Consider the following 26613-nt stretch of genomic DNA (forward strand, 5'->3'; position numbering starts at 1 on the left):
TCGTCTAGCGGCGGCGCTGACGAACCAGCCACAACATCACGTTCCAGCCGAGACCGACGCAAAGGCCAAGGCCGTACGCCCACCAGACACCGGCCGGTTCCGCCAACAGATACACCGTCAGAAGCCCGAGCCCGAGACCGATCAGCGGCACCTGCACATGCGCGGCGACGCTTGCGGCGATCGGGCCGCCGACCCGCGTATGCAGGATGATAAAGAACGACCCCATCGCGACGGGGAAGAAAACAAAGATGCCCGAGACGAAGCTGCCGATTGACGCAGCGGCGGCGGTAACGGTGATGACGCAGACGGTGACGACGATGGCGCGGCCCGCGAGATCCTTGGCCGTCAGGCTGATCCGCTTGGCGGTGCCGACGACACGGAAGTGCCTGCCGGCGATGATCGTCAACGGAAACACGATGGCACTCAGCAGAACCGCACGCGCCATGGTCCAGTCGACGAAGCGCGCCGCATAGACGGCAAGAAACCACACGCCATAGGCAGAGCCCAGGCTCACCGCCAGGCTGTTGCGCTGCGCAAGCGCCGCGTAGACCAGCGCGAACACCGCACAGACCGCATTCGCCACCACGCTTCCGATCATACTCTGCGCAACGAAGGAAGGTGGATGCTCCAGTGCCAGAATGATCAGGGCCGCGCCGCCGGCCGTCGGCAATGACGCAATGAGCGAGCCGATGAAAGGACCGCTGCGTTCGACGACGACGGAGGCTGCCACCACGATGGCGGCGGTCAGCAGGACCTTGAGCAGCAGGGGAACGAGTAAAGCCGTCACACCGGAATTCCATGCCGGCGCGCGAGCAGCACCAGAAGACTCCAAGCCACCGACGCGCAGAGCGCGAGCGAAAGCCCGATCGCCGAGCCGAGCGGCACCGCGGTGAGGTGCAGCGTGATGCAAGCGAAAGCAAACCCGACCAGACCGAGCACCGCATTCGCCATCACCGCCGCCGTCGGCTTGCCGCCGACGCGCGGATGCAGGATCAAGATGACGCTGATTAGGATGATCGGAAAAATCGCAATGATGCCGCTGCCGGAGGGGCCGATGTGGAAGCTCAGCGTGACGGTGATGCCGACCAGCGCGGCCACCAGACTCGCCCGCAACACCAAGTCGTACCAGCGGCGGTACAGTAACGGGATTTTCACGTTGCGCAGCGGCCTTGCCAAAGTGATGCAGACCGCGAGCACGACGACGTTGAGAATGATCGCCGTCGTCAGGGTCCACGGCACGGTGTAGATCGCCAGCGCGAAGGCGAACCAGGCCACGAGCGCCAGCGACAGACTGATGGCGAGCGAACGCGTCTGCGCCAGTAATGCGTAGATCAGCGCAAATGACACGTTGACGGCGTTGACCGCCAGACTGGTTATGGCGCTGGCGGCGATGAAATCGGCGTCATGGTCCATCGCCAGGAACACATAGACCGGCCCACCGCCGAGCGGCAAAGTCGCCACCAACCCGCCGACCAGCGGCCCCGCGCGCTCGGCCGTCACCGTGGCCGCGAGCACGAACACCGCGGTGACCGCCATCCGCAGGATGAGAATGAAGCCAAAGGGAAGGTCGAGGGGCATTCCTGCTCGCGTATAAAGAAGAGTTGCTTCGTCCCGGCCGAGCGCTTGCGAGGGCCGGGACCCATACGCCGCAGTCTATCGAGAGGACACGGCGTGTGGGTCCCCGCCTTCGCGGGGACGACAAACGCCGGAGCTTACGCCGGCGTCAGCACGACACGGCCGACAATTTTGCCCGCACGCAGGTCGGACATCACCGTGTTGACATCGTCGAGCGGTCGCGTCGCCACCGGCACGTCCGGCAGGCCGGTGCGGCGGACGAGCTCCATCAGCTCGCGCATCTCGTGCAGGCTGCCGACATAAGAGCCTTGGATGGTCAAAGCCCGCATCGGAATCGGCGGCAGCGACACGGTGAGGTCGCCGCCGTACAAGCCGACGATGACATACTTGCCGCCCTTGATCAGACTGTCGTAGCCGACGCGCGCGCTCTGCGACGAGCCGACGAGATCGACCACCCCCCACGCGCCGCCTTTGGTGAGATCGATGATCTGCTGCGACGCATCCGGCGCGCCGCCATCGATCACATGCGCGGCGCCGGCTTTCTTGGCGGCGGCGCGTTTGACCGGATCGATATCGACGACGATCGCGCTATGCCCGCCCATCTTCTGATGCAGGGCCAGGCACATCAATCCGAGGCCACCGGCGCCGATGATCACCGTCGGCTCTTCTTTCAGCGTCGGCACCTTCTTCAAGGCGCCGAAGGTGGTGACGCCCGAGCAGGCGAGCGGCGCCACCCGCGCGGGATCGAGGTCGCCAATATCGAACAGATAGCGCGGATGCGGCACCATCACGTAGTCGGCGTAGCCGCCGTCCGAAAACACGCCGAGGCTCTTCATGGCGCGGCAGAGATTGTCCTCGCCGCGCAGGCACACGGCGCAGGTGCCGCAGCCGATCCATGGATCGGCCAGCACGCGGTCGCCCACCTTCACGCCCTTGGCCTCGGGGCCGACCGCAACCACCTCGCCCACATTCTCGTGACCGAGGGTCACGGGCAGCTTCATGCCGCGGTCCTGCAGGCTCAGCCTTTTGCCGCCACCGAGATCGAACCAGCCGTCCGCCAGGTGCAAATCGCTGTGGCAGACACCCGCCGCCAGCACCTTGAGCAGAACCTCAGACCCCTTTGGCGCCGGCGTCGGCTGCTCGTTGAGTTTCAGCGGCTCGCCGCACACGCAGACTTGGAACATGCGCATTGTCGTTTCGCTCCCAGCTCTCTCGTTACGGGCAGGATAGCCCGATACCCGCCGCTGTCACCACGGCCCCGAGCAAGACAGCAATGCCCGGATTTCGTCGTATATGCGCCCAAAATCCCCTTCGCATGTGCACAAACCGCCCAAAATTTGTGCCCGGAATCCTGCAATCTGGCGGTCTCGCAACTATCTTTCTTAGCAATCGATGACGTAAGACATCGCTTCCGCTGCTCTGGTTGATGACATGGCCTCCCTAGCCCTCGAACGTGATGCCCGCCCCACCCTTGAGCCCACCGCCAAGGATCTCGGCGACCTGATCGATTCGACCGCGCTGATGGCCGACCTCGAGGCGCTGGCGGCTGCGCATACGGGCGGCGAGCGCGAGTTGCGAACGGTGCTGGCGCAGCGCCTGAAGGCTGCCCTTGTCGCCGGCAAGGCCAAGGCCGAGCAGCTCCTGCTCAAGGACCGCCGCGGCCGCCATTGCGCGGCGCGCATCTGCCACATGCAGGATGAGATCATCCGCATCCTGTTCGAATTCACGCGCAAGCATCTCTACCCGTCGCAGAACCCGTCCGAAGCCGAGCGCATGGCGATTATCGCCACCGGCGGCTATGGCCGCGGCCTGCTCGCGCCGGGATCCGACATCGATCTGTTGTTCGTGTTGCCCTACAAGCAGACCGCCTGGGGCGAGTCGGTCGCCGAGGCGATCCTCTATTGCCTGTGGGACACCGGCCTGAAGGTCGGCCACGCCACACGCTCGATTGACGAGTGCATCCGCCAGTCGAAGGCGGACATGACCATCCGCACCGCCATTCTCGAAGCACGCTTCCTGCTCGGCGACCGGCCTTTGTTCGACGAGATGGTGACCCGCTTCGACAACGAGGTGGTGCGCAACACCGCGGCCGAATTCGTTGCCGCCAAGCTCGCCGAGCGCGAGGAACGTCATCGCCGTGCCGGCCAGTCACGTTATCTCGTCGAGCCGAACGTGAAGGACGGCAAAGGCGGCCTGCGCGACCTGCATACCTTGTTCTGGATCGCGAAGTACGTTTATCGCGTGCACGAGCCCGAAGAGCTGATCGAGCGCGGCGTCTTCGACAAGCAGGAATATCAGCTCTTCCAGCGCTGCGAAGATTTCCTATGGTCGGTGCGTTGCCATCTGCATTTCGTCACCGGCCGCCCGGAAGAGCGCTTGTCCTTCGATATCCAGCGCGAGATCGCGCAACGCCTCGGCTACACCGAGCATCCGGGTCAGCAGGATGTCGAGCGCTTCATGAAGCACTACTTCCTGATCGCCAAGGACGTCGGCGATCTGACCGCGATCGTGTGCGCCGAGCTCGAGGACAGCCACGCCAAGAGCACGCCGGTCCTGAGCCGCATGATGGCGCGCCTGCGGCCGGTCCGCCGCCACGAGATCTCCGGCACCAAGGACTTCATCGCCGAGCACAACCGTATTCTCTGCGCCAAGGCCAATGTCTTCGAGCGCGATCCGGTCAATCTGATCCGGATCTTCCATCTGGCGCAGAAGCATAATCTCGCCTTCCATCCGGACGCGATGCGCGCGATCACGCGCTCGCTCAAGCTCATCGGCGCGGATCTGCGCGACAACGAGGAGGCCAACCAGCTCTTCCTCGAAATCCTGACATCGAAGAACGATCCCGAGACCGTGCTGCGGCGCATGAACGAAGCGGGCGTGCTCGGCCGCTTCGTGCCGGCCTTCGGCAAGGTCGTCGCCATGATGCAGTTCAACATGTATCACCACTACACGGTGGACGAGCACCTGTTGCGTTGCATCGGCGTGCTGGCGGAGATGGATCGCGGCGCGGGCACCGACACGCCGCTGTCGAACGAGCTCATCCATAAGATCCGGCCGGAGAACCGTGCCGTCCTCTACGTCGCGCTGTTCCTCCACGACATCGCCAAGGGGCGGCCCGAGGATCACTCGATCGCCGGCGCGCGCATCGCGCGGCGCTTCTGTCCGCGGCTCGGCCTGTCGGCTGCCGACACCGAGACGGTCGCTTGGCTGGTCGAGAACCACCTCGTGATGTCGAGCGTCGCGCAGTCGCGCGATCTGTCGGACCGCAAGACCATCGAGAATTTCGCTGCCGTGGTGCAGACCGCGGAGCGCCTGAAGCTACTCACCATCCTGACCACCGCCGACATCAAGGCCGTTGGCCCCGGCGTCTGGAACGGCTGGAAGGCGCAGCTCATCCGCACGCTCTATTACGAAACCGAGCCGGTGCTCACCGGCGGCTTCTCGGAAGTCAATCGCGCCCAGCGCGTCGAGATGGCGCAGACGGAATTCCGCGAGGCGATGAAGGATTGGCGCCCCGAGCGGCTCGAGGCCTATATCGCCAAGCACTATCCGGCCTATTGGCTCAAGGTCGACCTGCCGCACAAGATCGAGCATGCGCGCTTCGTGCAGTCGACCGAGGAGGCTGCCAAGACGCTCGCGACGATGGTCGGTTTCGACAATACGCGCGCGGTGACCGAGCTGACCGTTTTCGCGCCCGACCACCCGTGGCTGCTGTCGATCATCGCCGGCGCCTGCGCCATGGCCGGCGCCAACATCGTCGACGCCCAGATCTACACCACCACCGACGGCCGCGCGCTCGACACCATCGCGCTGTCGCGCGAGTTCGAGCGCGAGGACGACGAGGAACGGCGCGCGACGCGCATCGCCGATTCGATCGAGAAGGCGCTGCGCGGCGAATTGCGGCTGCCCGATCTCGTCAGCAAGCGCGCCGCCTCGAAGGGCCGCATCAAGGCCTTTGCCGTCGAGCCGAACGTCACCATCAACAACCAGTGGTCGCACCGCTACACGATGGTGGAAGTCACCGGGCTCGACCGGCCCGGTCTGCTCTATGAGCTGACCGCGACCTTATCGAAGCTCAACCTCAACATTGGTTCCGCCCACGTCGCCACTTTCGGCGAACGCGCGGTCGACGTGTTCTACGTCACCGATCTGATGGGCGCGCAGATCACCTCGCCGACGCGCCAGGCCGCCATCAAGCGCGCGCTGATCGCGCTGTTCGCCGGCGAAGGCAAGGCCGGCGCCGCTTAATGCGGTCCCTAACGGACTGAATTCAAAAGATAAATTTACGGCTGACGACGGCGTGATGGAACTCGGCCAAATGGGTCGCGTTTCCTTCCCGCACTCACAGTCGCCCGCAGTTCGTGCGCGGCGACTTCACTGTCAGCACAGGACTTTGCGGGACGTCACCATGGACGCCACGTTCGTACAATTGCCGCGCGCGAGTACCGGTATCTCGGGATTGGACGACATCCTGGGTGGCGGCTGGGCGCGTAGCCGGTTGCACCTCCTCGAAGGTGCCCCCGGCACCGGCAAGACGACCATCGCCCTGCAATTCCTGCTGGCGGGAGCGCAGGCTGGCGAAACCGGAATCTATATCAGTTTGGCGGAAACCGAACGCGAGTTGCGCGACGGCGCGCAATCGCATGGCTGGACGCTCAATGACAAGATCGAAGTGTTCGAACTCGTGCCGCCGGAAAGCGTGCTCGACCCCGCGCAGCATCAGAGTTTGCTGTACTCGTCCGATCTGGAGTTGGGCGAGGCGGTCACGCGCATTTTTGACGCCATCGAACGACTGAAGCCGCAGCGCATCGTCATCGACAGTCTGTCGGAGATCAGGCTGCTCGCGCAGAGCTCGCTGCGTTATCGGCGGCAAATCCTCGCGCTCAAGCATTACTTCGCGAAACACAACTCGACCGTGATCATGCTCGACGACCTGACGGGCGAGACTGTCGACCGGGCCGTGCACAGCATCGCGCATAGCGTGGTGCAGCTCGATCAATTGGCGCCGGTCTACGGCGCCGAACGTCGACGCATGCGCGTCGCCAAATGTCGCGGCCAGTCTTTCCGCGGCGGCTACCATGACTTCACCATTGCCGAAGAGGGCGTGCTCATTTTCCCGCGGCTGGTGGCCGCCGAACAACGCAAAGGCCACTCCGGCAAAACGCTCCTCAGTGGCGTCCCCGAACTCGACAGCCTGCTCGGCGGCGGCGTCCCCGTGGGCTCGAGCACGCTCATCATGGGGCCGTCGGGCACCGGCAAGACCCTTCTCACGCTGCAATTCCTTAAGGCCGCGGTCCAGCGCGGCGAACGCGCGGCATTGTTCGTCTTCGACGAAGAACTCGGGCTTCTGTTCTCGCGCGCCAAAAGCATGGACATCGACCTGGGCGCGATGCGCGATGCCGGCGCGCTCCACGTTGCGCAGATGGACGCCGCCGAACTTTCGCCAGGCGAGTTCTCCCATCGCGTGCGGGCCGCGATGGACAGAGATAAAATCGGCACGGTCGCCATCGACAGCCTCAACGGCTATCAGGCCGCCATGCCGGAAGAGCAGTTCCTCACATTGCATGTTCACGAACTGCTGCAGTACCTGAACCGGCGCGGCGCCACGACCTTCCTCACGCTGGCGCAGTCCGGCATGGTCGGTGAAATGAAGGCGCCGGTCGACCTGACGTATCTCGCCGACAGCGTGATCATGCTCCGCTATTTCGAGGCGCTCGGACGGGTCCGCCGCGCGATATCCGTGGTGAAAAAACGCGGCGGCGCCCATGAGGACACGATCCGCGAGTTCGCCATCAACGGCAACGGGCTGGTCATGGGCGAGCCGTTGCACCAGTTCCAGGGCGTTCTGCGTGGTGTGCCAACCTTCGTCGGACAGGCCGAAAAGCTCATAACCACAACGTGAGCGAGTGGTCCGCCATGCAGGTGAACGTCAAAACGGCAACATCCCTCGCCACCGCCACCGAGCGGGTCTTGGTGCTCGCGCCCAGTGGCCGCGACGCCGGCGTCGCGCGCGACATTCTCGAGGATGCGGGCATCGCCGTCGAAATCTGCCGCGATCTCGAGGCCCTTCTGGCCCGACTCGATGAGGGCGCCGAGGCCGCCGTCGTCACCGAGGAAGTGCTTCGCGGCGATGCGCGCGGCCTCATACGCTGGGTTTCCGAGCAGCCGGCCTGGTCGGACTTCCCATTCATTGTGCTGACGCGTCACGGCGGCGGCATCGAACGCAACCCGCATGCGGCGCAAGTCACCGCGGCATTGGGCAATGTGAGCTTTCTCGAGCGGCCGTTTCACCCGACCACCCTGGTGAGCGTGGTGCAAAACAACCTGCGCGGCCGCCGCCGTCAGTATGAGTGCCGCCGTCTCAACGAAGAACTGGAACTGCGCGTACAGGAACGGACGGCCGAACTGGCGCAAGCAAACGGTCAATTGCGCTCGCAAATGGAGGAGCGGGAGCGTGTGGAGATGACGCTGCGTCAGATGCAGCGGCTCGAAGCGGTCGGTCAGCTGACCTCCGGCGTCGCCCACGACTTCAATAATCTGCTCACCGTCGTCCTGGGCAACATCAATTTCCTCGACAAGAAGTTCACCGAACACGGCATCGACGGCAAGATGGCCCAGCGGCTCGGCTACATGCGCACGGCGGCCGAGCGCGGCGCCAAGCTCACGGACCATCTGCTGTCCTTCTCCCGGCGACAGCGGTTGCAGCCGAAGGCGCTGGACCTCTCCGGCACCGTCGGCAACATGCGGGACCTGCTGCAGAGCACGATCGGCGGCTCGGTCCGTATCGAAATGCGGCTTGCGGCGGCGCTATGGCCGGCCTTCGTCGATCCAACCCAGTTGGAATTGGCTGTGCTCAACCTCGCCATCAATGCCCGAGACGCACTCGGCGCGGACGGCACAATCGAACTATCGACCGCCAATGTGACCTTGCGAGCGCCGCGGGCCCCGGAGGAGCCGGCCGCCGGCGACTATGTCGAGGTCTGTGTCAGCGACGATGGCCACGGCATGACCGCGGAGGTGCGGGCGAAAGTTTTCGAACCCTTCTTCACCACCAAAGAGATTGGCAAAGGCTCGGGCCTCGGCTTGAGCCAGGTGCTCGGCTTTGCCAAGCAGTCCGGCGGCGGCATCCGTCTCAATTCGACTCCGGGTCGCGGCACATCGGTTCACATCTACCTTCCGCGCGCGCACATAAGTGCGGACGAGTCCGACGTGGCACCGGCTGTCGCGCCCGTGCCGGAACGAGCTGGCGGCCGTATTCTGCTGGTCGACGATGACAACGCCGTACGCGAAGTCACCGCCGCAATGCTGGATGAGCTCGGCTATCAAGTGATCGAAGCCGGCAGCGGACCGTCGGCTCTTCAGCTGCTGGATGACCGCACACACTGCGACCTCATCATCATCGACTTCGCGATGCCGGGCATGAGCGGTGCCGAGCTGGCACGTCGCGTAAAAGCGCGACGACCCGAATTACCCGTCTTGTTTGTGACCGGGTTCGCCGAGCGGAGCGCCCTGGCCGGTGTGCAAGACGGCCATATCATCGGGAAGCCGTTTGTCACCGGCGAACTGGCGGAAAAGGTCCAGCGGGCGCTGGCCGGCACCCTCTGACTTAGCTTTGGGTCTCCAACGCGCGCTTCAGCCGGCGGATGATGACGCCACGCGCACGGTCGTCCGCCGCCTGCTCGACCGCGGCGTTGATGTCGAGGATGAGCCGCGACATGTCGTTGTGCCAGTCGAGCGCGACCACAGCCTCGGGCATCAGGCGCCGGCGATGCGTGCCGTCGATCGGCGTCGGCGCCTTGGTCGTCAATTCGTAGATGTCGTCGAGGATCGGGATGAACACGTTGGCGGCGGGGACCGTGCGCTCGCCGATGCGGGCGGACAGGCCGTCGAGCTCCGGTTGTTCGCCGTGCGTCAGGAATACGCCGCGCGTGATCGGCCGCCGCGAGGCGATCCAGCGCGCGAGCTCCGGTCCGTCTGCGTGCCCGGAGTATTCGTCGATGCGGCGGATGCGCGCGGCGACTTTGATCTCCTCACCCTGGATGCGCACGGCCTTGGCGCCGTCATTGAGAAAACGCCCGAGCGTGCCCTGCGCCTGGAAACCCGTGAGCAACACGGTTGCCGAACGCTGCCACAACCATTGCTTCAAGTGATGGCGGATGCGGCCGGCGTCGCACATGCCGCTCGCCGCAATGATGATGTGGAAGCCGGTGAACTTGGCGATCGCCTTGCTCTCCTCCACCGTCTCGGTGGCGTGCAGATGCGGCGACGACAGCAGCCGGTCGATATTGACGTCGGCCTGCAAGGACTCGGTGTGCTGCCGGAAAACTTCAGTCGCGCGGATGGCGAGCGGCGAATCGAGGAAGATCGGCCCGTCTGGAATCTCACCGCGCTCCATCAAGTCGACGAGATCGACGATCAGCTCCTGCGTACGCTCGACCGCAAAGGCCGGGATGAGCAGCGCACCGCCCGCCTTGTGCGCATCGCGCACCTCCTCCGCCAGACGTGCGCGGCGGCTGGCCGCCGTCACCGGCGGCCGATCACGATCGCCGTAGGTCGATTCGCAGACGACGTAATCGAGATTGGCCGGCGCCTCAGGGTCGGGCTCGAGCAATTTGGCATCCGGGCCGATGTCGCCCGACAGAAGCAGGCGCAGCGGCGCTCCATCTTTGCCCCCATCTTCGAACTCGAGCTCGATCGAGGCCGAGCCGAGCAAATGCCCCGCGTTCCAATAGCGCGCCCGCACACCACTCATCACCTGAAACCAATGCTCGTATTCGACGGCGCGGAAGGAATCGAGCGATGCGATAGCATCGACCTTGGTGTAAATCGGCGAGACCGTCGCGCGGCCCCGCGCGGCACTGCGGCGATTGAGCGAGACGACTTCCGATTCCTGGATGCTGCCGGCGTCCGGCAGCATGTACGAACATAGGTCGATGGTACCGCGCGTCGCGTAGATCGGACCGGTGAAGCCTTCGCGCGTCAGCTTCGGCAACAGGCCGCTATGGTCGATATGCGCATGCGTGAGCAGCACGGCATGGATTTCGGCGGGCCGGAAGGGAAAGGCGCCATAATTGAGCGTCTTGAGCGTCTTCGAGCCCTGGAACATGCCGCAATCGACCAGCATGCGCCCAGCCGCGGTTTCGAACAGATAGCACGATCCGGTCACGGTGCGGGACGCACCGCAAAAGCGCAAAGTCACACTCATAGGCTGATTTCCTTGGTCAGCGCGGCGGCGAGAACGTCGTCGAGCGGGATGGCATTGGTCGGGTGCGGCACGCTCGAGGTCGAGTGCACGCTGCGAATGCCGATGCGGTGGAAGTCCTTGATCATTTCCGGGGGAAATAGCGCGTGCACAATGACGGCATCGATCGTCGCGGCATGCGCGTCGCGCAAAGCTTTCGCCGCCACCGTCAGCGTGCCGCCGGACGACACGATGTCGTCGACGAGCAGCGCCGGCCGTCCCTTGAACAACTCCGGATCGGGGAAGGTGATCTGGACCGAACGGTCGCCGCCGCGCGTCTTGCGGCCGACCGCAAAGGCAAGCCCCAGTTTATCGCCCAGCGCACCGACCCATGGCGCGGATTCTTCGTCCGGCCCGACGACGACCGTGCTCCAGTCGACGCCACGCAAAGCGGTAGCGATCGCCGGCATTGCCGACAGGTCCTCAGCCTCGATGCCCGGAAACACCGTTCGGATGTCGTGCGTGCGATGCAGATGCGCATCGACTGTAACGACACGATCGACTGTCGCGGCAATCAGATTGCCGATAGCCTTCTGGCTGACCGCCTCGCCGTCATGGAAGGCCTTGTCCTGCCGCATGTAGCAGAGATATGGCGCGACCAGCACCAGCCGTTTGGCGCCGCCGCGGCGCAACGCCTCGGCCGCGAGCAGCAGCGCAATCAGCTTGTCATTGGGATGATCGAGCGGCGCATAAAGGATGACGCACGGCGCCGCCGGCCCGACGGTCACGCGCAGTTCGCCGTCGGGAAAGCGATGCACGCCGACGACGTGAAGCGGTACGCCAAGCTTGTTCGCCAGCCGCGCGGCATCGGCCGCGCCCTCGGGCAGACACTGAATTACGGTACCGCTCACCGCGCGCTCCCGCCGTCGCGCGGGCCGATCGCGTAGCCGGAATCGGCGTTCGCCGCGGCAACCGCCAGATCGAACTCGGCCTGCTCGACCGCATGGATGCGATAGAGCGGCTCGCCCTGCTCGACCCGGTCGCCGATCTTCTTGAACAGTCTGATGCCGGCGCCCTTGTCGATCGGCGCGCCGGCGCTGCGCGCCAGGCGGTTGAAGCGCAGGCAGTCGATCGCCTGCACGATGCCGTCGCGCTCGGCCTTGATGTCAGCCGCGAGCGTGCCGACCGTCGTAGAGCAGCCGGACGGGCCCTGCGCGTCGATGATCTTGTGCATCTGCTTGAGCGCGGCACCGCTGTCGAGCAGCTCGCGCGCCCGCGCATAACCTTTGCCGCCGCGCATCTCCGGATCGTAGTCGATGAGATGCGCGGCAAGCCGCAGCGACTTCTCGCGCAAGTCCTTGGGCGCCAAGGGATCGTTCGACAGCACCGCCATGACGTCCTGCGCCTCCAGCACCGGCCCGATGCCGTTGCCGATCGGCTGGCGCCCATCGGTGGTGATCACCTCGACGGCGATGCCGAAATGATCGCCGACGAACTCGAACAGCTTGCGCAGACGCATCGCATCCATCGCGGTCGCGAGCTTGGCCGACGGGCCGACCGGCAGATCGATCAGCAGATGCGTCGAACCGGCGGCGAGCTTCTTCGACATGATCGACGCCACCATCTGCTCGCGCGTATCGAGCGAGAGCGGGCGCTCGACCGAAATGAGGATATCGTCGGCCGGCGACAGGTTCACGTGGCCGCCCCAGACGAGACAGCCGTGGCAGGTGTTCACCACCTCGCGCATTTCATCGACGCCGAGATCGACGCGCGCCAGCACTTCCATCGTGTCGGCCGTGCCGGCCGGCGAGGTGATGGCGCGCGACGACGTCTTCGGGATGGTGAGCCCGTGCGCCGCGACGATCGGCACCACCACCATCGACGTGCGGTTGCCCGGGATGCCACCGATGCAGTGCTTGTCGACGACCATCGGCCGGTCCCATTTGAGCTCGGTGCCGGCATCGGCCATCGCGCGCGACAGCGACAGCAACTCGCCGCTGGTCATGAAGCTCGCCGACGAGATCAGGAAAGCCGCGATCTCCATGTCCGAGTAGCGATAGTGCGAGATGTCGTCGATGATGGCGCCGATTTCCGCCGGCTGCAGCGAGTGGCCTTGGATCTTCGCACGCACATAGTCGAGGCTTTCGGGCGGCGTCGCCGGCTTGACCGACACCAGCCCGCCGACCGGCTGGCCGAAGCGGCGGAACGCCGGCTCCGACAGCCCGAGTTCGTCGGGGCCGACCATGCCGTCGTCGGTGAGCAGCAGCGTCGCCAGCAGTTCGCGGTCGCCGGCCTTGAGTTCGACGCGGGAGAAGCCGCGGAATACGTCCGGCCGCAGCGCGACCGACCGGCGCGAGAGCACCACCACGTTCTCGCGGCCGGTATCGAGATTGACCCGCCTGATCTTCAGGCGCGGCGGCTTGTCGGTGCTGGCGTCCATGCGGTTCCCGTTCTCAAGAGTTGCGGAACAGGATACGGCCGGGCGGTCCTCGCGGGCTTGATCCAGGTCATATGGAACAGGCTGATTTTGAAGCCGAATTCCCGCTTAACACCGCCTTAAACCGCGGCCTCTAGCGTGCCTTTTGGGGACCGGCGGCGTTCATGACCGACCGGCATGTTTTGGGTTGCGTATGGCCTCCGGACGGGGACAGTCAGGCGGCCGGCGAGAGCCGGCCTTCGATGCCGCACCGCCGGTGCGCGTGTCCGCCGGCGAGCGGCCCTCTGGCGGCAGCAACAAGCCTGCTCCGCGCCGCAAGAAATCGAAGAAGTCGAAGCGCAACCGGCGCCCTCTTTTGGTGCGCATGGCCTACTGGTGCCTCGTGCTCGGCCTCTGGCTGGGCATCGGCGCGCTCGGCGCCGTGCTCTATGTCGGCGCGCATCTGCCGCCGATCCAATCGCTGGAGATTCCGAAGCGGCCGCCGTCGATTCAGATCGTCGACGATGACGGCCATGCCCTGGCGCGGCGCGGCGATCTCGCCGGCGCGCCGTTGTCGCTGAAGGAAATGCCGCCTTATGTGCCGCGCGCCTTCGTCGCCATCGAGGACCGGCGTTTCTACGATCACTACGGCGTCGATCCGCTGGGCATTGCGCGTGCGCTTGTCGCCAACGTCCTGCATCGCGGCGTCGCGCAAGGCGGCTCGACCATCACGCAACAGCTCGCCAAGAACCTGTTCCTCACGCAAGAGCGCACGCTGACGCGCAAGGTGCAGGAGGCGCTGCTGTCGCTGTGGCTGGAGCGCAAGTTCTCCAAGACGCAGATCATGGAGCTGTACCTCAACCGCGTCTATTTCGGCGCGGGCGCCTACGGCATCGAACAGGCCTCGCAGCGCTACTTCGGCAAATCCGCGAAGCAACTCACCGTCGCGGAAGCGGCACTGCTTGCCGGACTCGTGAAGTCGCCGTCGCGACTCGCGCCCACACGCAACTTCGACGCCGCCGAAAACCGCGCCAAGATCGTGCTCGCCGCCATGGCCGAGCTCGGCTTCATCAACGCCGCGACCGAGAAGGTGGCCTTGGCGAAACCGCCGCGCATCGTCGCGCAGGCCGCCAACGGCTCGATCAATTACGTCGCCGACTGGGTTATGGACGTGCTCAACGACGTACTCGGCCATGTCGAGCAGGACGTCATCGTCTACACGACCATCGACGGCGCCTTGCAGACGACAGCGGAAAAGGCGCTCACCGAGGAGCTCGCCGCCAAAGGCGACAAAGCCGGTGTCGGGCAAGGCGCGCTCGTCGCCATGACCCCGGACGGGGCCGTGCGCGTCATGGTCGGCGGCCGTAACTACGCCGAAAGCCAGTTCAATCGCGCCGTCGCCGCCAAGCGCCAGCCCGGATCCGCGTTCAAGCCCTTCGTCTATCTCACCGCGCTCGAGCACGGGCTCACGCCCGACACGATCCGCGAAGACCGGCCGATCAACATCAAAGGCTGGCAGCCCGAGAACTATGGCCGCGAGTATTACGGCCCGGTCACACTGACCAAGGCGTTGGCGATGTCGCTCAATACGGTGTCGGTGCGGCTGACCATGGAAATGACGCCGATGGCGGTGATCCGCACCGCGCATCGGCTTGGCATCGCCTCCCGACTTGAGGCCAATGCCTCGATCGCGCTCGGCACGTCGGAAGTATCGATGCTCGAATTGGTCGGCGCCTATGCGCCCTTCGCCAACGGCGGCTACGCCATCGTGCCGCACGTCATCGACCGAGTCACCTTGAGCAACGGCAAGGTTCTCTACGCGCGCAGCAATCAGCAATTCGGCCGCATCATCGACGCGCGCTATGTGGCGATGATGAACGCGATGATGACCGAGACGCTGACCATCGGCACCGCGCACAAGGCGACGTTGCCGGGCTGGCCCGCCGCCGGCAAAACCGGCACGTCACAAGATTTCCGCGACGCCTGGTTCATCGGCTACACGTCAAACCTCGTGACGGGCGTGTGGCTTGGCAATGACGACGGCTCGCCGACCAAGAAGGTGACCGGCGGCGGCATGCCGGTCGAGATCTGGAGCCGCTTCATGCGCGCCGCCCACCAAGGCGTGCCGGTCGCAAACCTGCCGGGCAGCGAGATGCGCAGCAGCGGCGGCTTCCTGTCGAATCTGTTCGGCGGCGGCAACGATGCACCCGCACCGCGCTCCGCTACCGCGGCACCGACACCGCCCGCGCCGGTTCAATCGGCCAACAACGCGCCGCCCGCGCGCGACGGCGCCAGCCTCGACGGTTATCTGCTGCAGAACCTGTTCGGCCGCCGCTAGAACTTCACGGCTTTCAGCCGCGCCGTGCGCGAGGCAAACCACAGGACGAAAGTCAGCACGCCGAACATGCCGATCATGATGGCGACCGGCCAGGCGCTGTGTCCCATCAGCGCGCCGATGCCGGCGCCGCCCGTTGCCGCGATGCTCTGCTGAAAGACGCCGAACAGCGACGACGCCGCGCCGGCCCGCTCCGGAAACGGCGACAAGGCGCCGGCGATCGATTGCGACAGCACCATGCCGAGACCGGCGATGTAGATGGCCATCGCCACCGTCAGCGCGATCGCCGATGTCGGCGTCAACGCCAGAGCCACGAGCATCGCGACGCTGCCGATGACCAGCAGCGCGCTGCCGATGCCCACCACTTTATCGAGGCCGAGATGCGTCACCCGTCGCGCCGCGAAGGTCGAGCCAGACATGTAGCCGAGTGCGCCGAGCGCAAACAGAATACCGAAGCTGACCGGCGTCAGGCCATACAGATCCTGTAGCACGAAAGCCGCGCTGCTGATCCAGACGATCAGACCGGCATAGCTGAACGTACCGAGGCCGAGATAAGCAAGATAAGCAGGGTGGCGCAGCAGCACGCCGAACGAACCGAACATCGACGCCAGCGAGAAATTGTCGGACGAGCGCTGGCGCAGAGTCTCCGGCAGCAGGAAGACAACGGCGCCGATGCCGGCAAGGCCGATGACCAAGAGCGCGAGAAAGACCGAGCGCCAGCCGAACGCGGTTTGCAGCAAGCCACCAACCACGGGCGCCAGCACGGGGCCGAGCGCCATCACTGCGGCGATGACCGACAGCTCGCGGCCGGCGCGCGCGCCAGTGTAGAGATCGCGCACGACGGCGCGCGTGACGACGAGAAGACCGGCGGCGCCAAATGCCTGAAACACGCGCGCGGCAATCAACAGGTCGATCGAAGCCGCCAGCGAGCAGGCAAGACCGGCGAGACTATAGATGCCGAGCGCGCCGAGCAGCACCGGCTTGCGGCCGTAGCGGTCGGAGATCGGGCCGTAGAAGATCTGGCCGAACGCCAGGCCGAACAAATAGGCGGAGATGGTGAACTGCACCGCCGCGGGCGTCGTGGACAACTGCCGCGTGATGTCCGGCATCGAGGCCAGATACATGTCGGTGGTCAGCGGCCCGTAGGCGCTCAGGGCAGCCAGCAAGGCCGTGAGCGCGAATGTTCCGGGACGCAGCATAATCGTTCCTCGTCATGGCCGGTCGCAGACGGGCGCCGGCATCCACGTCGGTGCCTCAAAGACGTGGATGGCCGGGACGAAGCCCGGCCATGACGATGAACTACCTCAGTCCCGAAGCGGGCGCCAGCGCCTCACTCCTGCAGCCCATAGCGGTGCAGTTCGGCGCCGTGCGCGTCGAGCCAGGCCTTGGCGCGCTTGAGGTCGGGACAGATGCGCTCGACCAGACGCCAGAAGCGCCGCGAGTGGTTCATCTCGATCAGGTGCGCAACCTCGTGCGCGGCAAGGTATTCGAGCACGAATGGCGGCGCCATGATCAGGCGCCAGGAATAAGACAAGACGCCGGTCGACGAGCACGAACCCCAGCGGCTGGTCTGATCGCGCACCGAAACGCGGCCGACCGTGACGCCGAGCGCCTGCGCGGCGGCCCTGCTCGCCGCCTCGAGGTCGCGCTTGGCTTCGCGCTTGAGGAAGTCGCGCACCCGCCGTGCCACATGCGCCTCGCCGCCGGCGACGCAGAGCATGGCGGCGCCATCGTCGCCGCATTCGGTCCATGCCGTGCCGCGCGCGCCGCGGCGGTGCTCGATGCGGTGATCGACGCCGCGCAGCGGCACGATCGTGCCATGCGCAAAGGGAGCGGCCTGCGGCAGCCGCGCGAGACGCGCCGCGATCCAGGCGCCGTGCTTGTGCGCGAATTCGGACGCCTGCTTAACGCTGCCGCGGGGCGGCATGGTCAGCACGACCTCGCGCGTCGCGGCATGAATACGCAATGTGTAGCGACGCGCCTGGCGGTGCCGGCGCACGCGCACGGCGAACACGTCGTCTTGAAAGACGACGTCGATGGCCGCGGGCTCCGCGGTTCCACGATTCTGAAAGAGAGCGCGCAACATTGGCAGCACTTCAGCGATCACAGCCCCGCATCAGGCGGGGCCGCCAGTGTGCCACGATTCGCCACCCAATGGTGCGCGATCAGTGCTTGGCAGCCCCGTTGCCGGCACGGCGCTTCTGGCCGTTGTGCGACAGCATGAAGTCGGCGATGCGCGGAGCGATCTCAGAGCGGAACCGCGAGCCGTTGAACACGCCGTAATGGCCGACGCCCGGCTGCATGTAGTGGGCGCGCAGTTCGTCCGGCAGGTTGGCGCACAAATCCTGCGCCGCCTTGGTCTGGCCGACGGCGGAGATGTCGTCGTTCTCGCCCTCAACCGTCATCAACGCGACGCGCTCGATCGCCTTTGGCTCGATCGGACGACCGCGGTGCGTCATCTCGCCCTTCGGCAGCGCGTGCTCGATGAACACGGTCTCGACGGTCTGCAGATAGAACTCAGCCGACAGATCCATGACCGCGAGATACTCGTCGTAGAATTCGCGGTGCTTCTGCGCCGAGTCGCCGTCGCCCTTGACCAGATGCAGGAACAGATTGTGATGCGCCTCGATATGGCGATCGAGGTTCATGCTCATGAAGCCGTGAAGCTGCAGGAAGCCCGGATAGACATCGCGCATCACGCCCGGATGCGGGAACGGCACCTTGGTGATGACGTGGCTGCGGAACCATTCGATGTCGCGCGTGGTCGCGAGCTTGTTGACCGCGGTCGGATTGATGCGCGTATCGATCGGCCCGCCCATCAGGATCATCGAGTTCGGCGCGTAAGGGTCCTTATCGGCCTCCATCAGCGCCGCGGCCGCCATCACCGGCACCGACGGCTGGCACACGGCGAGCACATGCGTGTCGCCGCCCAGCGCGTGCAGCATCGAGATGATGTAATCGACATAGTCGTCGAGATCGAAACGGCCCTCGGCGAGCGGCACGAGCTGCGCGTTGCGCCAATCGGTGATGTAGACATCGTGGTTGGGCAGGAAGGCCTGCACCGTGCCGCGCAACAGCGTCGCGTAATGTCCCGACATCGGCGCGACGATCAAAAGCTTCGGCTGCGGCCGGCGCGGCGGACGCGTGAACGCGCGCTCGAAATGCAGCACACGGCAGAACGGACGCTCCCACACCGGCACGATGTGCACGGGCACTTTCTCGCCGCCGACCGTCGTATCGTCGATCATCCATTCCGGACGGCCGTAACGGCGCGTCGAGCGCTCGAACAGCTCGGCCGCGGCGGCCATCGACTTGCCATAGGTCGTGTGCGTCAGCGGATTGACCGGGTTCTTGTAGAACAGGCGCGTCGCGTCGGCCAAGGCGCGCGCCGGATTAAGCGCCGCGTGGCCCATTTCGTAGAGCCAGTACATCGGCGTCGCGAGCAAAAGCCCGCTGTCGCCGGGCAGCGTCGCCGCCCCGTCAAATTCACCAATTGCCATCGATTTAGGCCCCGGCCTATTTTGCACCGCGGCACCCTGTCGCTTTTCCGTCATAGCGTCAACATAGAGATAAGTTCTTGGCGCCCGGTTTACAACGCCAACCGCTACAATTAAGCGACTGTAATATAACGCATATTTGAACTATTCGCCGGTTTGGAGCAGGCTGCCCTGCTCGCGCGCGCTCTGCAAAAGCTTCATGAATGCGAATGATGCAGCTGCGAACAAGACGACATTGAAGACGAAGGCCTCCGCCATCAGGTCGGCGCGGAACACGTGGTTAATGAGCAGGGCGCGCATGCCCTCGAACACGTAAGTCGGCGGCAAGGCCCACGCGACGTATTGCAGCCAGTGCGGCAGCACCGCGACCGGATAATAAACGCACGTCAGCGGCAGGAACAAAAACATAATGGTCCAGGCCAAGCTCTCGGCGCCCATACCGTTACGCAGCAGCAGACCGGACACGAAGATGCCGATCGACCAACTCGTCAGAATGAGATTGATGAAGAACGCCGCGAGCGCGAAGCCCATCGACCACAAATTGAAGTCGAAGAAGAAGATGGCGAGGATCGTCACCGGCACCATGCCGATCGCGAGGCGGATGATGCTCATGATCATCAGCGATGCGATGAACTCGACCGGGCGCAGCGGCGACATCATGATGTTGCCGAGGTTGCGCGCGTACATCTCCTCGAGAAACGAAATCGAGAAGCCGAGCTGACCGCGGAACAGAATGTCCCACAGCAGCACGGCGCCGATGAAGGCGCCGCCGGTGCGCGCGAAGAAGCTGTCGTTCTGCGAGACGTAGAGCTGCAGGAAGCCCCACATCAGCATCTGCACCGTCGGCCAATAGATCAGGTCGAGCACGCGCGGCCACGACGAGCGCAGCAGATACCAATAGCGCCGCACCATCGCGGCAACGCGCGTCAACGAGAACGAGGCTGGTGAGGCGGCAGGCAAGGCGCTCATTATAAGTTCACTCTGCTCGATACTTGCTGAAGCCGTCATCCCGGGCGAGCGCAGCGAGACCCGGGATCCAGTACGCCATGCCCTCTCGATAGACTGCGGCGTACTGGGTCCCCGCTTTCGCGGGGACGACGAGAACTAAATTCATTGCGCCGCCTCCCGGTTACGCCCGCGCGCGACATCGAGGAACACATCCTCCAATGTCTCGCGGCCGTAGCGCGTCAGCAGCTGCGCCGGCGTATCGTCGTCCTCGACCTTGCCGCGCTTCATGATGATGACGCGCTCGCACAGCCGCTCCACCTCGAGCATGTTGTGCGAGGCGAGCAGGATGGTCGCGCCATAGGTATGGCGGAAATGCTCGAGCCGACCGCGCACCCAATCGGCGGTATCTGGATCGAGCGAGGCCGTCGGCTCGTCGAGCAACAGCACCTCGGGCCGGTTGAGCAGCGACTTGGCCAGCGACACGCGCGTCTTCTGCCCCGCCGACAGCTTGCCGCTCGGGCGGTCGAGCAGATCGACGAGATCGAGATCGGCCGCAAGCTCGCGAATACGCCCCTCGATGTCGGGCACGGCGTAGAGCTGCGCGAACACCGACAGGTTCTGCCGCACCGTCAGCCGCATCGGCAGATCGACATAGGGGCTTTCGAAATTCATCCGGTGCAGAACGCGATAACGCTCGTTCGGCATCTCCGCCCCTAGCACCCGCACGGTGCCGGAGGTGGGGGTGACGAGGCCCATGATCATCGCAATGGTGGTGGTCTTGCCAGCGCCGTTGCCGCCGAGCAGCCCGGTGACCGAGCCCGCCGGCAGCCGGAACGAGATGCCGTCGACGGCGGTCCCGGTCTTGTAGCGCTTGACGAGGCTGTCGACGACGATGGCGGAGGTGTTCTGCGCGTCCATGACACGCCAGATGTGACGCCGCGCCGCAGGAATGGCAAGACTTCAATGCGTCGTCTTGGTGACGCCACAGCCTCCGCTCATTCCCGCGCCAGCGGGAATCCAGCGCTGGGTCCCCGCTTTCGCGGGGACGAGCGGCAGACAGCGAGGTCAAAGAGTCGCGTTTGGAGCCGACCGCTCCGGCCATTACAGTGACCCCATGACCACGCCCGAGCTCGCCCATCACCACCCCCGGCGCAATGTGCGTCTCGACACCTTGGTGCGCCTGCGCTGGCTCGCCATCGGCGGACAGACCATCGCCGTGCTCGTGGTCTATCTCGGCCTCGACTTCGATCTGCCGATCTGGGCCTGCATGGCCGTCATCGTGCTGTCGGCCTGGCTCAACGTGGCGCTGCGCCTGCGCTTCCACACCGCGCAGCGGCTCGACCCCGACCGCGCCGCCTGGCTGCTCGCCTTCGACATCGCCGAGCTCGCGGTGCTGCTTTTCCTCACCGGCGGTTTGCAGAATCCGTTCGCGTTCCTGTTCCTCGGGCCGGTGCTGCTATCGGCGACGGCGCTGCCCGCGCGCTTCACGGTGATGCTCGGCGGCTTTGCCATCGCCTGCGCGACGGTCTTGGTCTTCGTGCATTATCCGCTGCCGTGGGACAGCGACGACCCGCTGGAATTGCCGTCGCTCTACATGATGGGCGTCTGGTTCTCGATCCTGCTGGCGATCGGCTTCATCGGCGTCTATGCGTGGCAGATCACCGAAGAGTCGCGCCAACTCGCCGACGCCATCACCGCAACCGAACTCATCCTCGCCCGCGAACAGCATCTGACGCAGCTCGACGGTCTTGCCGCCGCCGCCGCGCACGAACTCGGCACGCCGTTGTCGACCATCGCGGTGATCGCGAAGGAGTTGCAGAACGCGATACCCGCCTCGTCGCCACATGCCGACGACATCCGCCTGCTGCGTGAGCAAGCGCTGCGCTGCCGCGACATTCTAGCCAAGCTGACCAAGCTGTCGTCGGGCCTCGAGCCGTTCGATCGTCTGCCGCTGATGACGGTGATCGAGGAGGTGGTCGCGCCGCATCGCAATTTCGGCGTCGCCATCGGCGTGACCGCGCCGGAGGATCGCAGCAACGAACCCGTGGTCCAGCGCAACCCGGCTATCTTGTACGGTCTCGGCAACATCCTGGAGAACGCGGTCGACTTCGCGGAGAACCGGGTCGTGGTCGGCGCGCAGTGGAACGACGACGAGATCGAGGTCACCATCATCGATGACGGTCCGGGCTTCGCACCGGAAGTCATGGACAAGATCGGCGAGCCTTACGTTACCAGCCGCCGCCGCAAGCCGAACGATCCCGAAGAGGAACCCGGCGGACTGGGCCTTGGCTTTTTCATCGCCAAGACGCTGCTCGAACGCGCGGGCGCAACGCTGGCGCTCGCCAACCTGCCGTCGCCCGATCGCGGCGCCGTCGTTACCGTCCGCTGGCCGCGGGCGGAACTCGAGCGGCTTCGCGCCGCTGCCGCGGCGTGATGACGCGGCTTGTCCGCCCTGGAACCATCACTATTTCTTTATACTGAAGCGTCTCCCGAGCCGCTAAAATGGCGGCCAAGGCTTAACAAGGATGGGTGGAAAGCGTGGATATAGCTGTCGACGACGTCTCTGCGGTGGCCCTGAAAGATGCCATTCCCGGCGAGCGCACAGTGCTGATCGTCGAGGATGACCGTTCGTTCCTGCAGCGGCTGGCAAAGGCCCTCGAGAGCCGCGGCTTCGTGGTCAATACCGCGGAATCCGTTGCGGAAGGCTTGTTGCAGGTCGAGCAGGCGGCACCCGCTTTCGCCGTTGTCGATATGCGTCTCGGCGACGGTAACGGCCTCGACGTGATATCGGCGCTCAAGACCCGCCGGCCCGAAGCCCGCGCCATCATCCTCACCGGCTACGGCAACATCGCCACGGCTGTGAACGCGGTGAAGCTCGGCGCGGTCGATTATCTCGCCAAGCCCGCCGATGCGGACGACGTCGTCGCGGCGCTGCTGGCGCAGGACAACAGCAAGATCGATCCGCCGGAAAATCCGATGTCGGCCGACCGCGTGCGCTGGGAACACATCCAGCGCATTTACGAGATGTGCGGCCGCAACGTGTCGGAAACCGCGCGCCGGCTCAACATGCACCGCCGCACGTTGCAGCGCATTCTCGCGAAACGCGCGCCGAAGTAAGCGCAGCTCCTCGCACTGTCATCGTCCGCGAAAGCGGGGACCCAGTTGTAACTCAGAACTGGATTCCCGCTTTCGCGGGAATGAACGGAGTATGCGGCACCGTTAATCCCAATCGCCATAAGGCCCGGTGGGATCGACGAGCGATTGCAGCCGCATCGCCGCAGCGCGGGCAAACAATAACATCATCGCCTTGCGCGTCGCCGCCGGCAGCTTGTGCTCCGGCGCTTCGCATTTGAAGTCCGCTCCAAAGGCATCCGCCACGATCAGCCCGGTGTCGGCCGGGAAGATCTCGCACGGCACCTCGAGCGAGGTGGCGAAGAACAGCCGATCGCAGTGCAGCCGGTAATCCGGCCACTTCTGATCGGCGCGAAAATCGGCGATCGACGATTTGATTTCGACGATCCAAATCTGGCCGCCGCCATCGAGCGCCACCAGATCGGCGCGCCGGCCGGACGGCAGTGGCAGTTCGCTCACCACGCAGAAACCGTGTGCATGCAGCAGCCGCGCCGTGCCGCGCGCGACGGCAAGCGCGGTCTCCGACTGGCGGCCGTCGACGGGTAGTTCCAGTTTCTGCGCGGGCAGGCTCATGCCGGAAGTCTAGCCAACTTACGCCCGCTCGGGAAAGGCCGCCTTCAGCGCCGCGCGCTCGGCCTTGAGCACGCCGCGCTCGGTGATCAAGCCGGTGACGAGCCGCGCCGGCGTGACGTCGAAGGCATAGTTCGCCACATCCGACCCGTCCGGCACGATCTGCACCGTCTCGATGCGCCCGTCCTTTGTCTTGCCGGTCATCATCGCGACCTCTTCCGGGCCACGCTGCTCAATCGGGATTTCGGCGACGCCGTCGCTGACGGTGAAGTCGATGGTCGGCGACGGCAGCGCCACATAGAACGGCACGTTGTTGTCGCGGGCGGCGAGCGCCTTGAGATAAGTGCCGATCTTATTGCAGACATCGCCTTGCGCGGTGACGCGGTCGGTCCCGACGATGACGAGATCGACCATGCCGTGCTGCATCAGATGGCCGCCGGTGTTGTCGGGTATGACCGTGTGCGGCACGCCGTGCTTGTTGAGCTCCCACGCCGTCAGCGAGGCGCCCTGATTGCGCGGCCGGGTTTCGTCGGCGAAGACGTGGATCGGCAGGCCCTTGTCATGCGCCATGTAGATCGGCGCCGTCGCCGTGCCCCAATCGACCGTTGCCAGCCAACCGGCATTGCAGTGCGTCAGCACATTGACGCGCTCGCCGTTCTTTTTGCGCGCCGCGATGCCCTCGATCAGCTTGAGGCCGTTGCGGCCGATGCCCTGATTGATGGCCACGTCTTCCTCGGCGATCTCGTTGGCGCGCTTGAGCGCCGCCGCGGCGCGCTCGGCGCGCGGGCGATTGCGCACCACCGCCATCACCTCGTCGAGCGCCCATTTCAGATTGATCGCCGTCGGCCGCGTCGCATGCAGCACGGCATAAGCGCGCTCCAGCGCCTCGTCGGAGGCGTCGGCCTTGAGCGCCAGCCACATCCCGTAGGCCGCGGCCGCACCGATGAGCGGCGCGCCGCGCACCTGCATCGACTTGATCGCGTGGGCGGCCTCCTCGAGCGTCGCGACGCGCGTCGTAACGAAGCGATGCGGCAATTGCGTCTGATCGATGATGCCGACGGCGTCACCATCGCCTTCCACCCAGATCGTGCGTGTCGGTTTTCCGTCGATTTTCATAAAACCGATTTAGCCCGTTTTCGTTAGCTTGTCGTCCCCTTGCCTGCGGGCGCGCTTTACCGCATTGTCACCCGTCGCCGGAGGTCACGCATGGCCATCGACTACGAAGTCGAATACGACAACCGCGCGCGGGTGCCCGAGCATCCGGAGATCTTCGCGCGCTGGTTCCGCGAGGGTGAAGCCTACCGCAACGCTTCGCCCAAGCTCGAGCGGCTTTCCTACGGCCCGTCCACGCGACAAACGCTCGATCTGTTTCCCGCCGCGAACGACGGGCCGACCACGCCGCTGATGCTGTTCATTCACGGCGGCTGGTGGCGCTCGCTCGAGCCCGACCAGTTCAGCCAGATGGCCAAGGGCGCGAACGCGCATGGCGTGACGGTCGCGGTCATCGGTTACGAGCTGTGCCCCAGCTGCTCCCTCGCCGACATCATCGGTCAGGTTCGTGCCGCATGTCTTTATCTCTGGCGCAAGCGGCGGCAACGCTTCCTCGCCGTCGGTCATTCCGCGGGCGCGCATCTCGCCGCGTGCATGCTGGCGACCGAATGGAAGACGCTCGACCCAACGGCGCCCAACGATCTCGTGCCCGCCGCTTACGCGATCTCCGGCGTGTTCGATCTTGCACCGCTGACGCAGATCTCGGTCAATGCCGATCTCAAGCTGACCGAAACGACCGCGCACGAACTGTCGCCGATCTATTGGCGAGTCCCGGCCGGGCGCGTGCTGGACGCCGTTGTCGGCGGCCTTGAATCGAGCGAGTTCCTGCGCCAAAGCAAAACGATCGCCGAGGCCTGGCGGCAAGATATGGTTCAGACACGTTACGAAGAGATCGCGGGCAAGAACCATTTCGACGTCATCGATCCACTTGCCGACCCGACCAGCGCGATGACCCAGCGCGTGGTCGAGTTGGCGCGCCAGGTGCAAGGCATTGCGCTTTAGTTCGTCCGCTCGTTCCCGCTTGCGCGGGAATGAGCGGAGACCGATGCCCGCTTAGAACCAGTATTTCAAGGCGAAGTAGCCGGTGAGGCTGGCGCCGGTGACGACGACGGCGACGCGCATCACCGCGCGCGGCATGATGCGCGCGAGCCACGCCCCGGCGAAGCCGCCGGCGACCGTGCCGGCCGCGAGCGCCAAGGTCTGCGGCCACATGATCTGTCCTTGAAACGCGAAGATCGCGGCGGCCGTGGCATTGTTGACCGTGCCGACCAGATTCTTGGCGACGTTGGCGGCGCGATAATTGCCGCGCGTCGCGATCGACATCACGCCGAGGATGAGCACCCCGACCCCGGCGCCGAAATAACCGCCATAGAGCGACACCGGCAAAAGCATCTTGAGATTGGTGACGCTGAAGTCGATGGTCTTGCCGCGCTTTTGCGCGCGCGCATGCAGCCAGTTGCCGATGGGCTCGGCGACGGCGCACATCAGCGTGGCGAAGCCGAGCAGGATCGGCACGAGCACCGCGAACGTGTGCTGCGGCGTGATCAGCAGCAGGCCGGCCCCCACGGCCGCGCCCAGCATCGACGCGATCAGCATGCCGACGAAGGCGCGGTTGACCGGCGGCAGTTGCTTGCGATCCGCCAAGGTCGCGATGAGGATGCCGGGAAACGACGCAGCGAGATTGCAGGTTGTCGCCGTGACCGGCGGCAGGCCCGCGGCGAGCAAAGCCGGATAGGTCACCACCGCCGCGCCGCCGACCATCGACGACAACATGCCGCCGCCAATGCCGGCGAGGGCGAGCATGAGGAAGGAGTGGAGGGTCATGTGCTTGTCATTGCCGGGCCGCCGCGCAGCGGCGTGACCCGGCAATCCATGATGAAGCGCCACACCGACTGCTGATGTAAGGCCC

General features: G+C 65.2%; 21 protein-coding genes. 7 read left to right on the forward strand and 14 right to left on the reverse strand.

All coding sequences use genetic code 11. The features are described from left to right. Positions 1-4: 4 nt before the first annotated feature. The 3 genes from DW352_RS17200 to DW352_RS17210 all read right to left on the reverse strand — a co-directional run bounded on the left by DW352_RS17200 (position 5) and on the right by DW352_RS17210 (position 2765). The gene (locus DW352_RS17200; protein ID WP_115692488.1) at positions 5-787 is read right to left on the reverse strand and encodes a hypothetical protein; all 783 of its coding nucleotides are present in this window, start codon (positions 785-787) and stop codon (positions 5-7) included. Further along, positions 784-1578: a hypothetical protein gene (locus tag DW352_RS17205; RefSeq protein WP_115692489.1), complete on the reverse strand. Its 795-nt coding sequence runs from the start codon at positions 1576-1578 to the stop codon at positions 784-786. The genes DW352_RS17200 and DW352_RS17205 overlap by 4 nt, the downstream gene beginning before the upstream one ends. Before the next feature lie 134 nt (positions 1579-1712). Further along, the gene (locus DW352_RS17210; RefSeq protein WP_115692490.1) at positions 1713-2765 is read right to left on the reverse strand and encodes an alcohol dehydrogenase; all 1053 of its coding nucleotides are present in this window, start codon (positions 2763-2765) and stop codon (positions 1713-1715) included. 331 nt (positions 2766-3096) lie between these two features. Between DW352_RS17210 and DW352_RS17215 the strand changes: the two genes are divergently transcribed. From DW352_RS17215 to DW352_RS17225, 3 genes are all read left to right on the forward strand, one after another. Next, positions 3097-5823 (forward strand): [protein-PII] uridylyltransferase, encoded by a 2727-nt coding sequence (locus DW352_RS17215; RefSeq protein WP_425374662.1) that lies wholly within the window; start codon positions 3097-3099, stop codon positions 5821-5823. Between the two features lie 160 nt (positions 5824-5983). Next, positions 5984-7477, forward strand: coding sequence for an ATPase domain-containing protein (locus DW352_RS17220; RefSeq protein WP_115692492.1), 1494 nt, complete (start codon positions 5984-5986; stop codon positions 7475-7477). Between the two features lie 14 nt (positions 7478-7491). Further along, positions 7492-9180 carry a response regulator gene (locus DW352_RS17225; RefSeq protein WP_115692493.1) on the forward strand — a complete coding sequence of 563 codons (1689 nt, stop codon included), beginning with the start codon at positions 7492-7494 and terminating at the stop codon, positions 9178-9180. Between the two features lies 1 nt (position 9181). Here DW352_RS17225 and DW352_RS17230 read toward each other — a convergent pair whose 3' ends face one another. The 3 genes from DW352_RS17230 to DW352_RS17240 are packed head-to-tail and all read right to left on the reverse strand — an operon-like array spanning position 9182 to position 13196. Then, complete coding sequence (locus DW352_RS17230) at positions 9182-10780, reverse strand: MBL fold metallo-hydrolase RNA specificity domain-containing protein (RefSeq protein WP_115692494.1); 1599 nt, start codon at positions 10778-10780, stop codon at positions 9182-9184. Then, a complete protein-coding gene (locus DW352_RS17235) occupies positions 10777-11667 on the reverse strand; it encodes a ribose-phosphate diphosphokinase (protein ID WP_115692495.1) in 891 nt (296 codons plus the stop codon). The genes DW352_RS17230 and DW352_RS17235 overlap by 4 nt, the downstream gene beginning before the upstream one ends. Then, entirely contained in the window at positions 11664-13196 is a 1533-nt protein-coding gene (locus DW352_RS17240; RefSeq protein ID WP_115692496.1) for a thymidine phosphorylase family protein, read from the reverse strand. The genes DW352_RS17235 and DW352_RS17240 overlap by 4 nt, the downstream gene beginning before the upstream one ends. Positions 13197-13386: 190 nt before the next feature. Between DW352_RS17240 and DW352_RS17245 the strand changes: the two genes are divergently transcribed. After that, complete coding sequence (locus tag DW352_RS17245; RefSeq protein ID WP_115692497.1) at positions 13387-15510, forward strand: transglycosylase domain-containing protein; 2124 nt, start codon at positions 13387-13389, stop codon at positions 15508-15510. Here DW352_RS17245 and DW352_RS17250 read toward each other — a convergent pair. The 5 genes from DW352_RS17250 to DW352_RS17270 all read right to left on the reverse strand — a co-directional run bounded on the left by DW352_RS17250 (position 15507) and on the right by DW352_RS17270 (position 20870). Next, entirely contained in the window at positions 15507-16706 is a 1200-nt protein-coding gene (locus tag DW352_RS17250; RefSeq protein ID WP_115692498.1) for a multidrug effflux MFS transporter, read from the reverse strand. The genes DW352_RS17245 and DW352_RS17250 overlap by 4 nt on opposite strands. 131 nt (positions 16707-16837) lie before the next feature. Then, a complete protein-coding gene (locus DW352_RS17255; protein WP_115692499.1) occupies positions 16838-17593 on the reverse strand; it encodes a M48 family metallopeptidase in 756 nt (251 codons plus the stop codon). A gap of 79 nt (positions 17594-17672) precedes the next feature. Then, complete coding sequence (locus DW352_RS17260) at positions 17673-19007, reverse strand: polyhydroxyalkanoate depolymerase (protein ID WP_115692500.1); 1335 nt, start codon at positions 19005-19007, stop codon at positions 17673-17675. Between the two features lie 141 nt (positions 19008-19148). Further along, positions 19149-19973, reverse strand: coding sequence for an ABC transporter permease (locus DW352_RS17265; protein WP_115692501.1), 825 nt, complete (start codon positions 19971-19973; stop codon positions 19149-19151). A 141-nt stretch (positions 19974-20114) separates the two neighbouring features. After that, a complete protein-coding gene (locus DW352_RS17270; protein ID WP_115692502.1) occupies positions 20115-20870 on the reverse strand; it encodes an ABC transporter ATP-binding protein in 756 nt (251 codons plus the stop codon). 196 nt (positions 20871-21066) lie between these two features. On the opposite strand from DW352_RS17270, the gene DW352_RS17275 reads away from it, so the two are divergent. Next, the gene (locus DW352_RS17275) at positions 21067-22386 is read left to right on the forward strand and encodes an ActS/PrrB/RegB family redox-sensitive histidine kinase (RefSeq protein ID WP_115692503.1); all 1320 of its coding nucleotides are present in this window, start codon (positions 21067-21069) and stop codon (positions 22384-22386) included. A gap of 134 nt (positions 22387-22520) precedes the next feature. Continuing rightward, the gene (locus DW352_RS17280; RefSeq protein WP_115692504.1) at positions 22521-23069 is read left to right on the forward strand and encodes an ActR/PrrA/RegA family redox response regulator transcription factor; all 549 of its coding nucleotides are present in this window, start codon (positions 22521-22523) and stop codon (positions 23067-23069) included. A gap of 102 nt (positions 23070-23171) precedes the next feature. On the opposite strand, the gene DW352_RS17285 is transcribed toward DW352_RS17280, so the two are convergent. Beyond that, a complete protein-coding gene (locus DW352_RS17285; protein WP_115692505.1) occupies positions 23172-23657 on the reverse strand; it encodes an MmcB family DNA repair protein in 486 nt (161 codons plus the stop codon). Between the two features lie 18 nt (positions 23658-23675). After that, a complete protein-coding gene (gene mtnA, locus DW352_RS17290) occupies positions 23676-24770 on the reverse strand; it encodes an S-methyl-5-thioribose-1-phosphate isomerase (RefSeq protein ID WP_115692506.1) in 1095 nt (364 codons plus the stop codon). A gap of 90 nt (positions 24771-24860) precedes the next feature. Here mtnA and DW352_RS17295 point away from each other — a divergent pair, with 90 nt between their 5' ends. Beyond that, on the forward strand, positions 24861-25706 hold the full coding sequence (locus tag DW352_RS17295; RefSeq protein ID WP_115692507.1) for an alpha/beta hydrolase: 846 nt from the start codon (positions 24861-24863) through the stop codon (positions 25704-25706). Between the two features lie 51 nt (positions 25707-25757). On the opposite strand, the gene DW352_RS17300 is transcribed toward DW352_RS17295, so the two are convergent. Next, positions 25758-26528, reverse strand: a complete 771-nt coding sequence (locus DW352_RS17300) for a sulfite exporter TauE/SafE family protein (RefSeq protein ID WP_115692508.1) — start codon at positions 26526-26528, stop codon at positions 25758-25760. Positions 26529-26613: the final 85 nt, after the last annotated feature.

This window comes from Pseudolabrys taiwanensis, from assembly GCF_003367395.1.
GTDB classification, from domain to species: Bacteria; Pseudomonadota; Alphaproteobacteria; order Rhizobiales; family Xanthobacteraceae; genus Pseudolabrys; species Pseudolabrys taiwanensis.

Bases quoted from the DNA above. Each gene is read 5' to 3' on its own strand.
- DW352_RS17205 (WP_115692489.1), bottom strand. From the start codon at position 1,578: ATGCCCCTCGACCTTCCCTTTGGCTTCATTCTCATCCTGCGGATGGCG.
- DW352_RS17210 (WP_115692490.1), bottom strand. From the start codon at position 2,765: ATGCGCATGTTCCAAGTCTGCGTGTGCGGCGAGCCGCTGAAACTCAAC.
- DW352_RS17215 (WP_425374662.1), top strand. From the start codon at position 3,097: ATGGCCGACCTCGAGGCGCTGGCGGCTGCGCATACGGGCGGCGAGCGC.
- DW352_RS17220 (WP_115692492.1), top strand. From the start codon at position 5,984: ATGGACGCCACGTTCGTACAATTGCCGCGCGCGAGTACCGGTATCTCG.
- DW352_RS17225 (WP_115692493.1), top strand. From the start codon at position 7,492: ATGCAGGTGAACGTCAAAACGGCAACATCCCTCGCCACCGCCACCGAG.
- DW352_RS17230 (WP_115692494.1), bottom strand. From the start codon at position 10,780: ATGAGTGTGACTTTGCGCTTTTGCGGTGCGTCCCGCACCGTGACCGGA.
- DW352_RS17240 (WP_115692496.1), bottom strand. From the start codon at position 13,196: ATGGACGCCAGCACCGACAAGCCGCCGCGCCTGAAGATCAGGCGGGTC.
- DW352_RS17245 (WP_115692497.1), top strand. From the start codon at position 13,387: ATGGCCTCCGGACGGGGACAGTCAGGCGGCCGGCGAGAGCCGGCCTTC.
- DW352_RS17250 (WP_115692498.1), bottom strand. From the start codon at position 16,706: ATGCTGCGTCCCGGAACATTCGCGCTCACGGCCTTGCTGGCTGCCCTG.
- DW352_RS17255 (WP_115692499.1), bottom strand. From the start codon at position 17,593: ATGTTGCGCGCTCTCTTTCAGAATCGTGGAACCGCGGAGCCCGCGGCC.
- DW352_RS17260 (WP_115692500.1), bottom strand. From the start codon at position 19,007: ATGGCAATTGGTGAATTTGACGGGGCGGCGACGCTGCCCGGCGACAGC.
- DW352_RS17265 (WP_115692501.1), bottom strand. From the start codon at position 19,973: ATGAGCGCCTTGCCTGCCGCCTCACCAGCCTCGTTCTCGTTGACGCGC.
- DW352_RS17270 (WP_115692502.1), bottom strand. From the start codon at position 20,870: ATGGACGCGCAGAACACCTCCGCCATCGTCGTCGACAGCCTCGTCAAG.
- DW352_RS17275 (WP_115692503.1), top strand. From the start codon at position 21,067: ATGACCACGCCCGAGCTCGCCCATCACCACCCCCGGCGCAATGTGCGT.
- DW352_RS17285 (WP_115692505.1), bottom strand. From the start codon at position 23,657: ATGAGCCTGCCCGCGCAGAAACTGGAACTACCCGTCGACGGCCGCCAG.
- mtnA (WP_115692506.1), bottom strand. From the start codon at position 24,770: ATGAAAATCGACGGAAAACCGACACGCACGATCTGGGTGGAAGGCGAT.
- DW352_RS17295 (WP_115692507.1), top strand. From the start codon at position 24,861: ATGGCCATCGACTACGAAGTCGAATACGACAACCGCGCGCGGGTGCCC.
- DW352_RS17300 (WP_115692508.1), bottom strand. From the start codon at position 26,528: ATGACCCTCCACTCCTTCCTCATGCTCGCCCTCGCCGGCATTGGCGGC.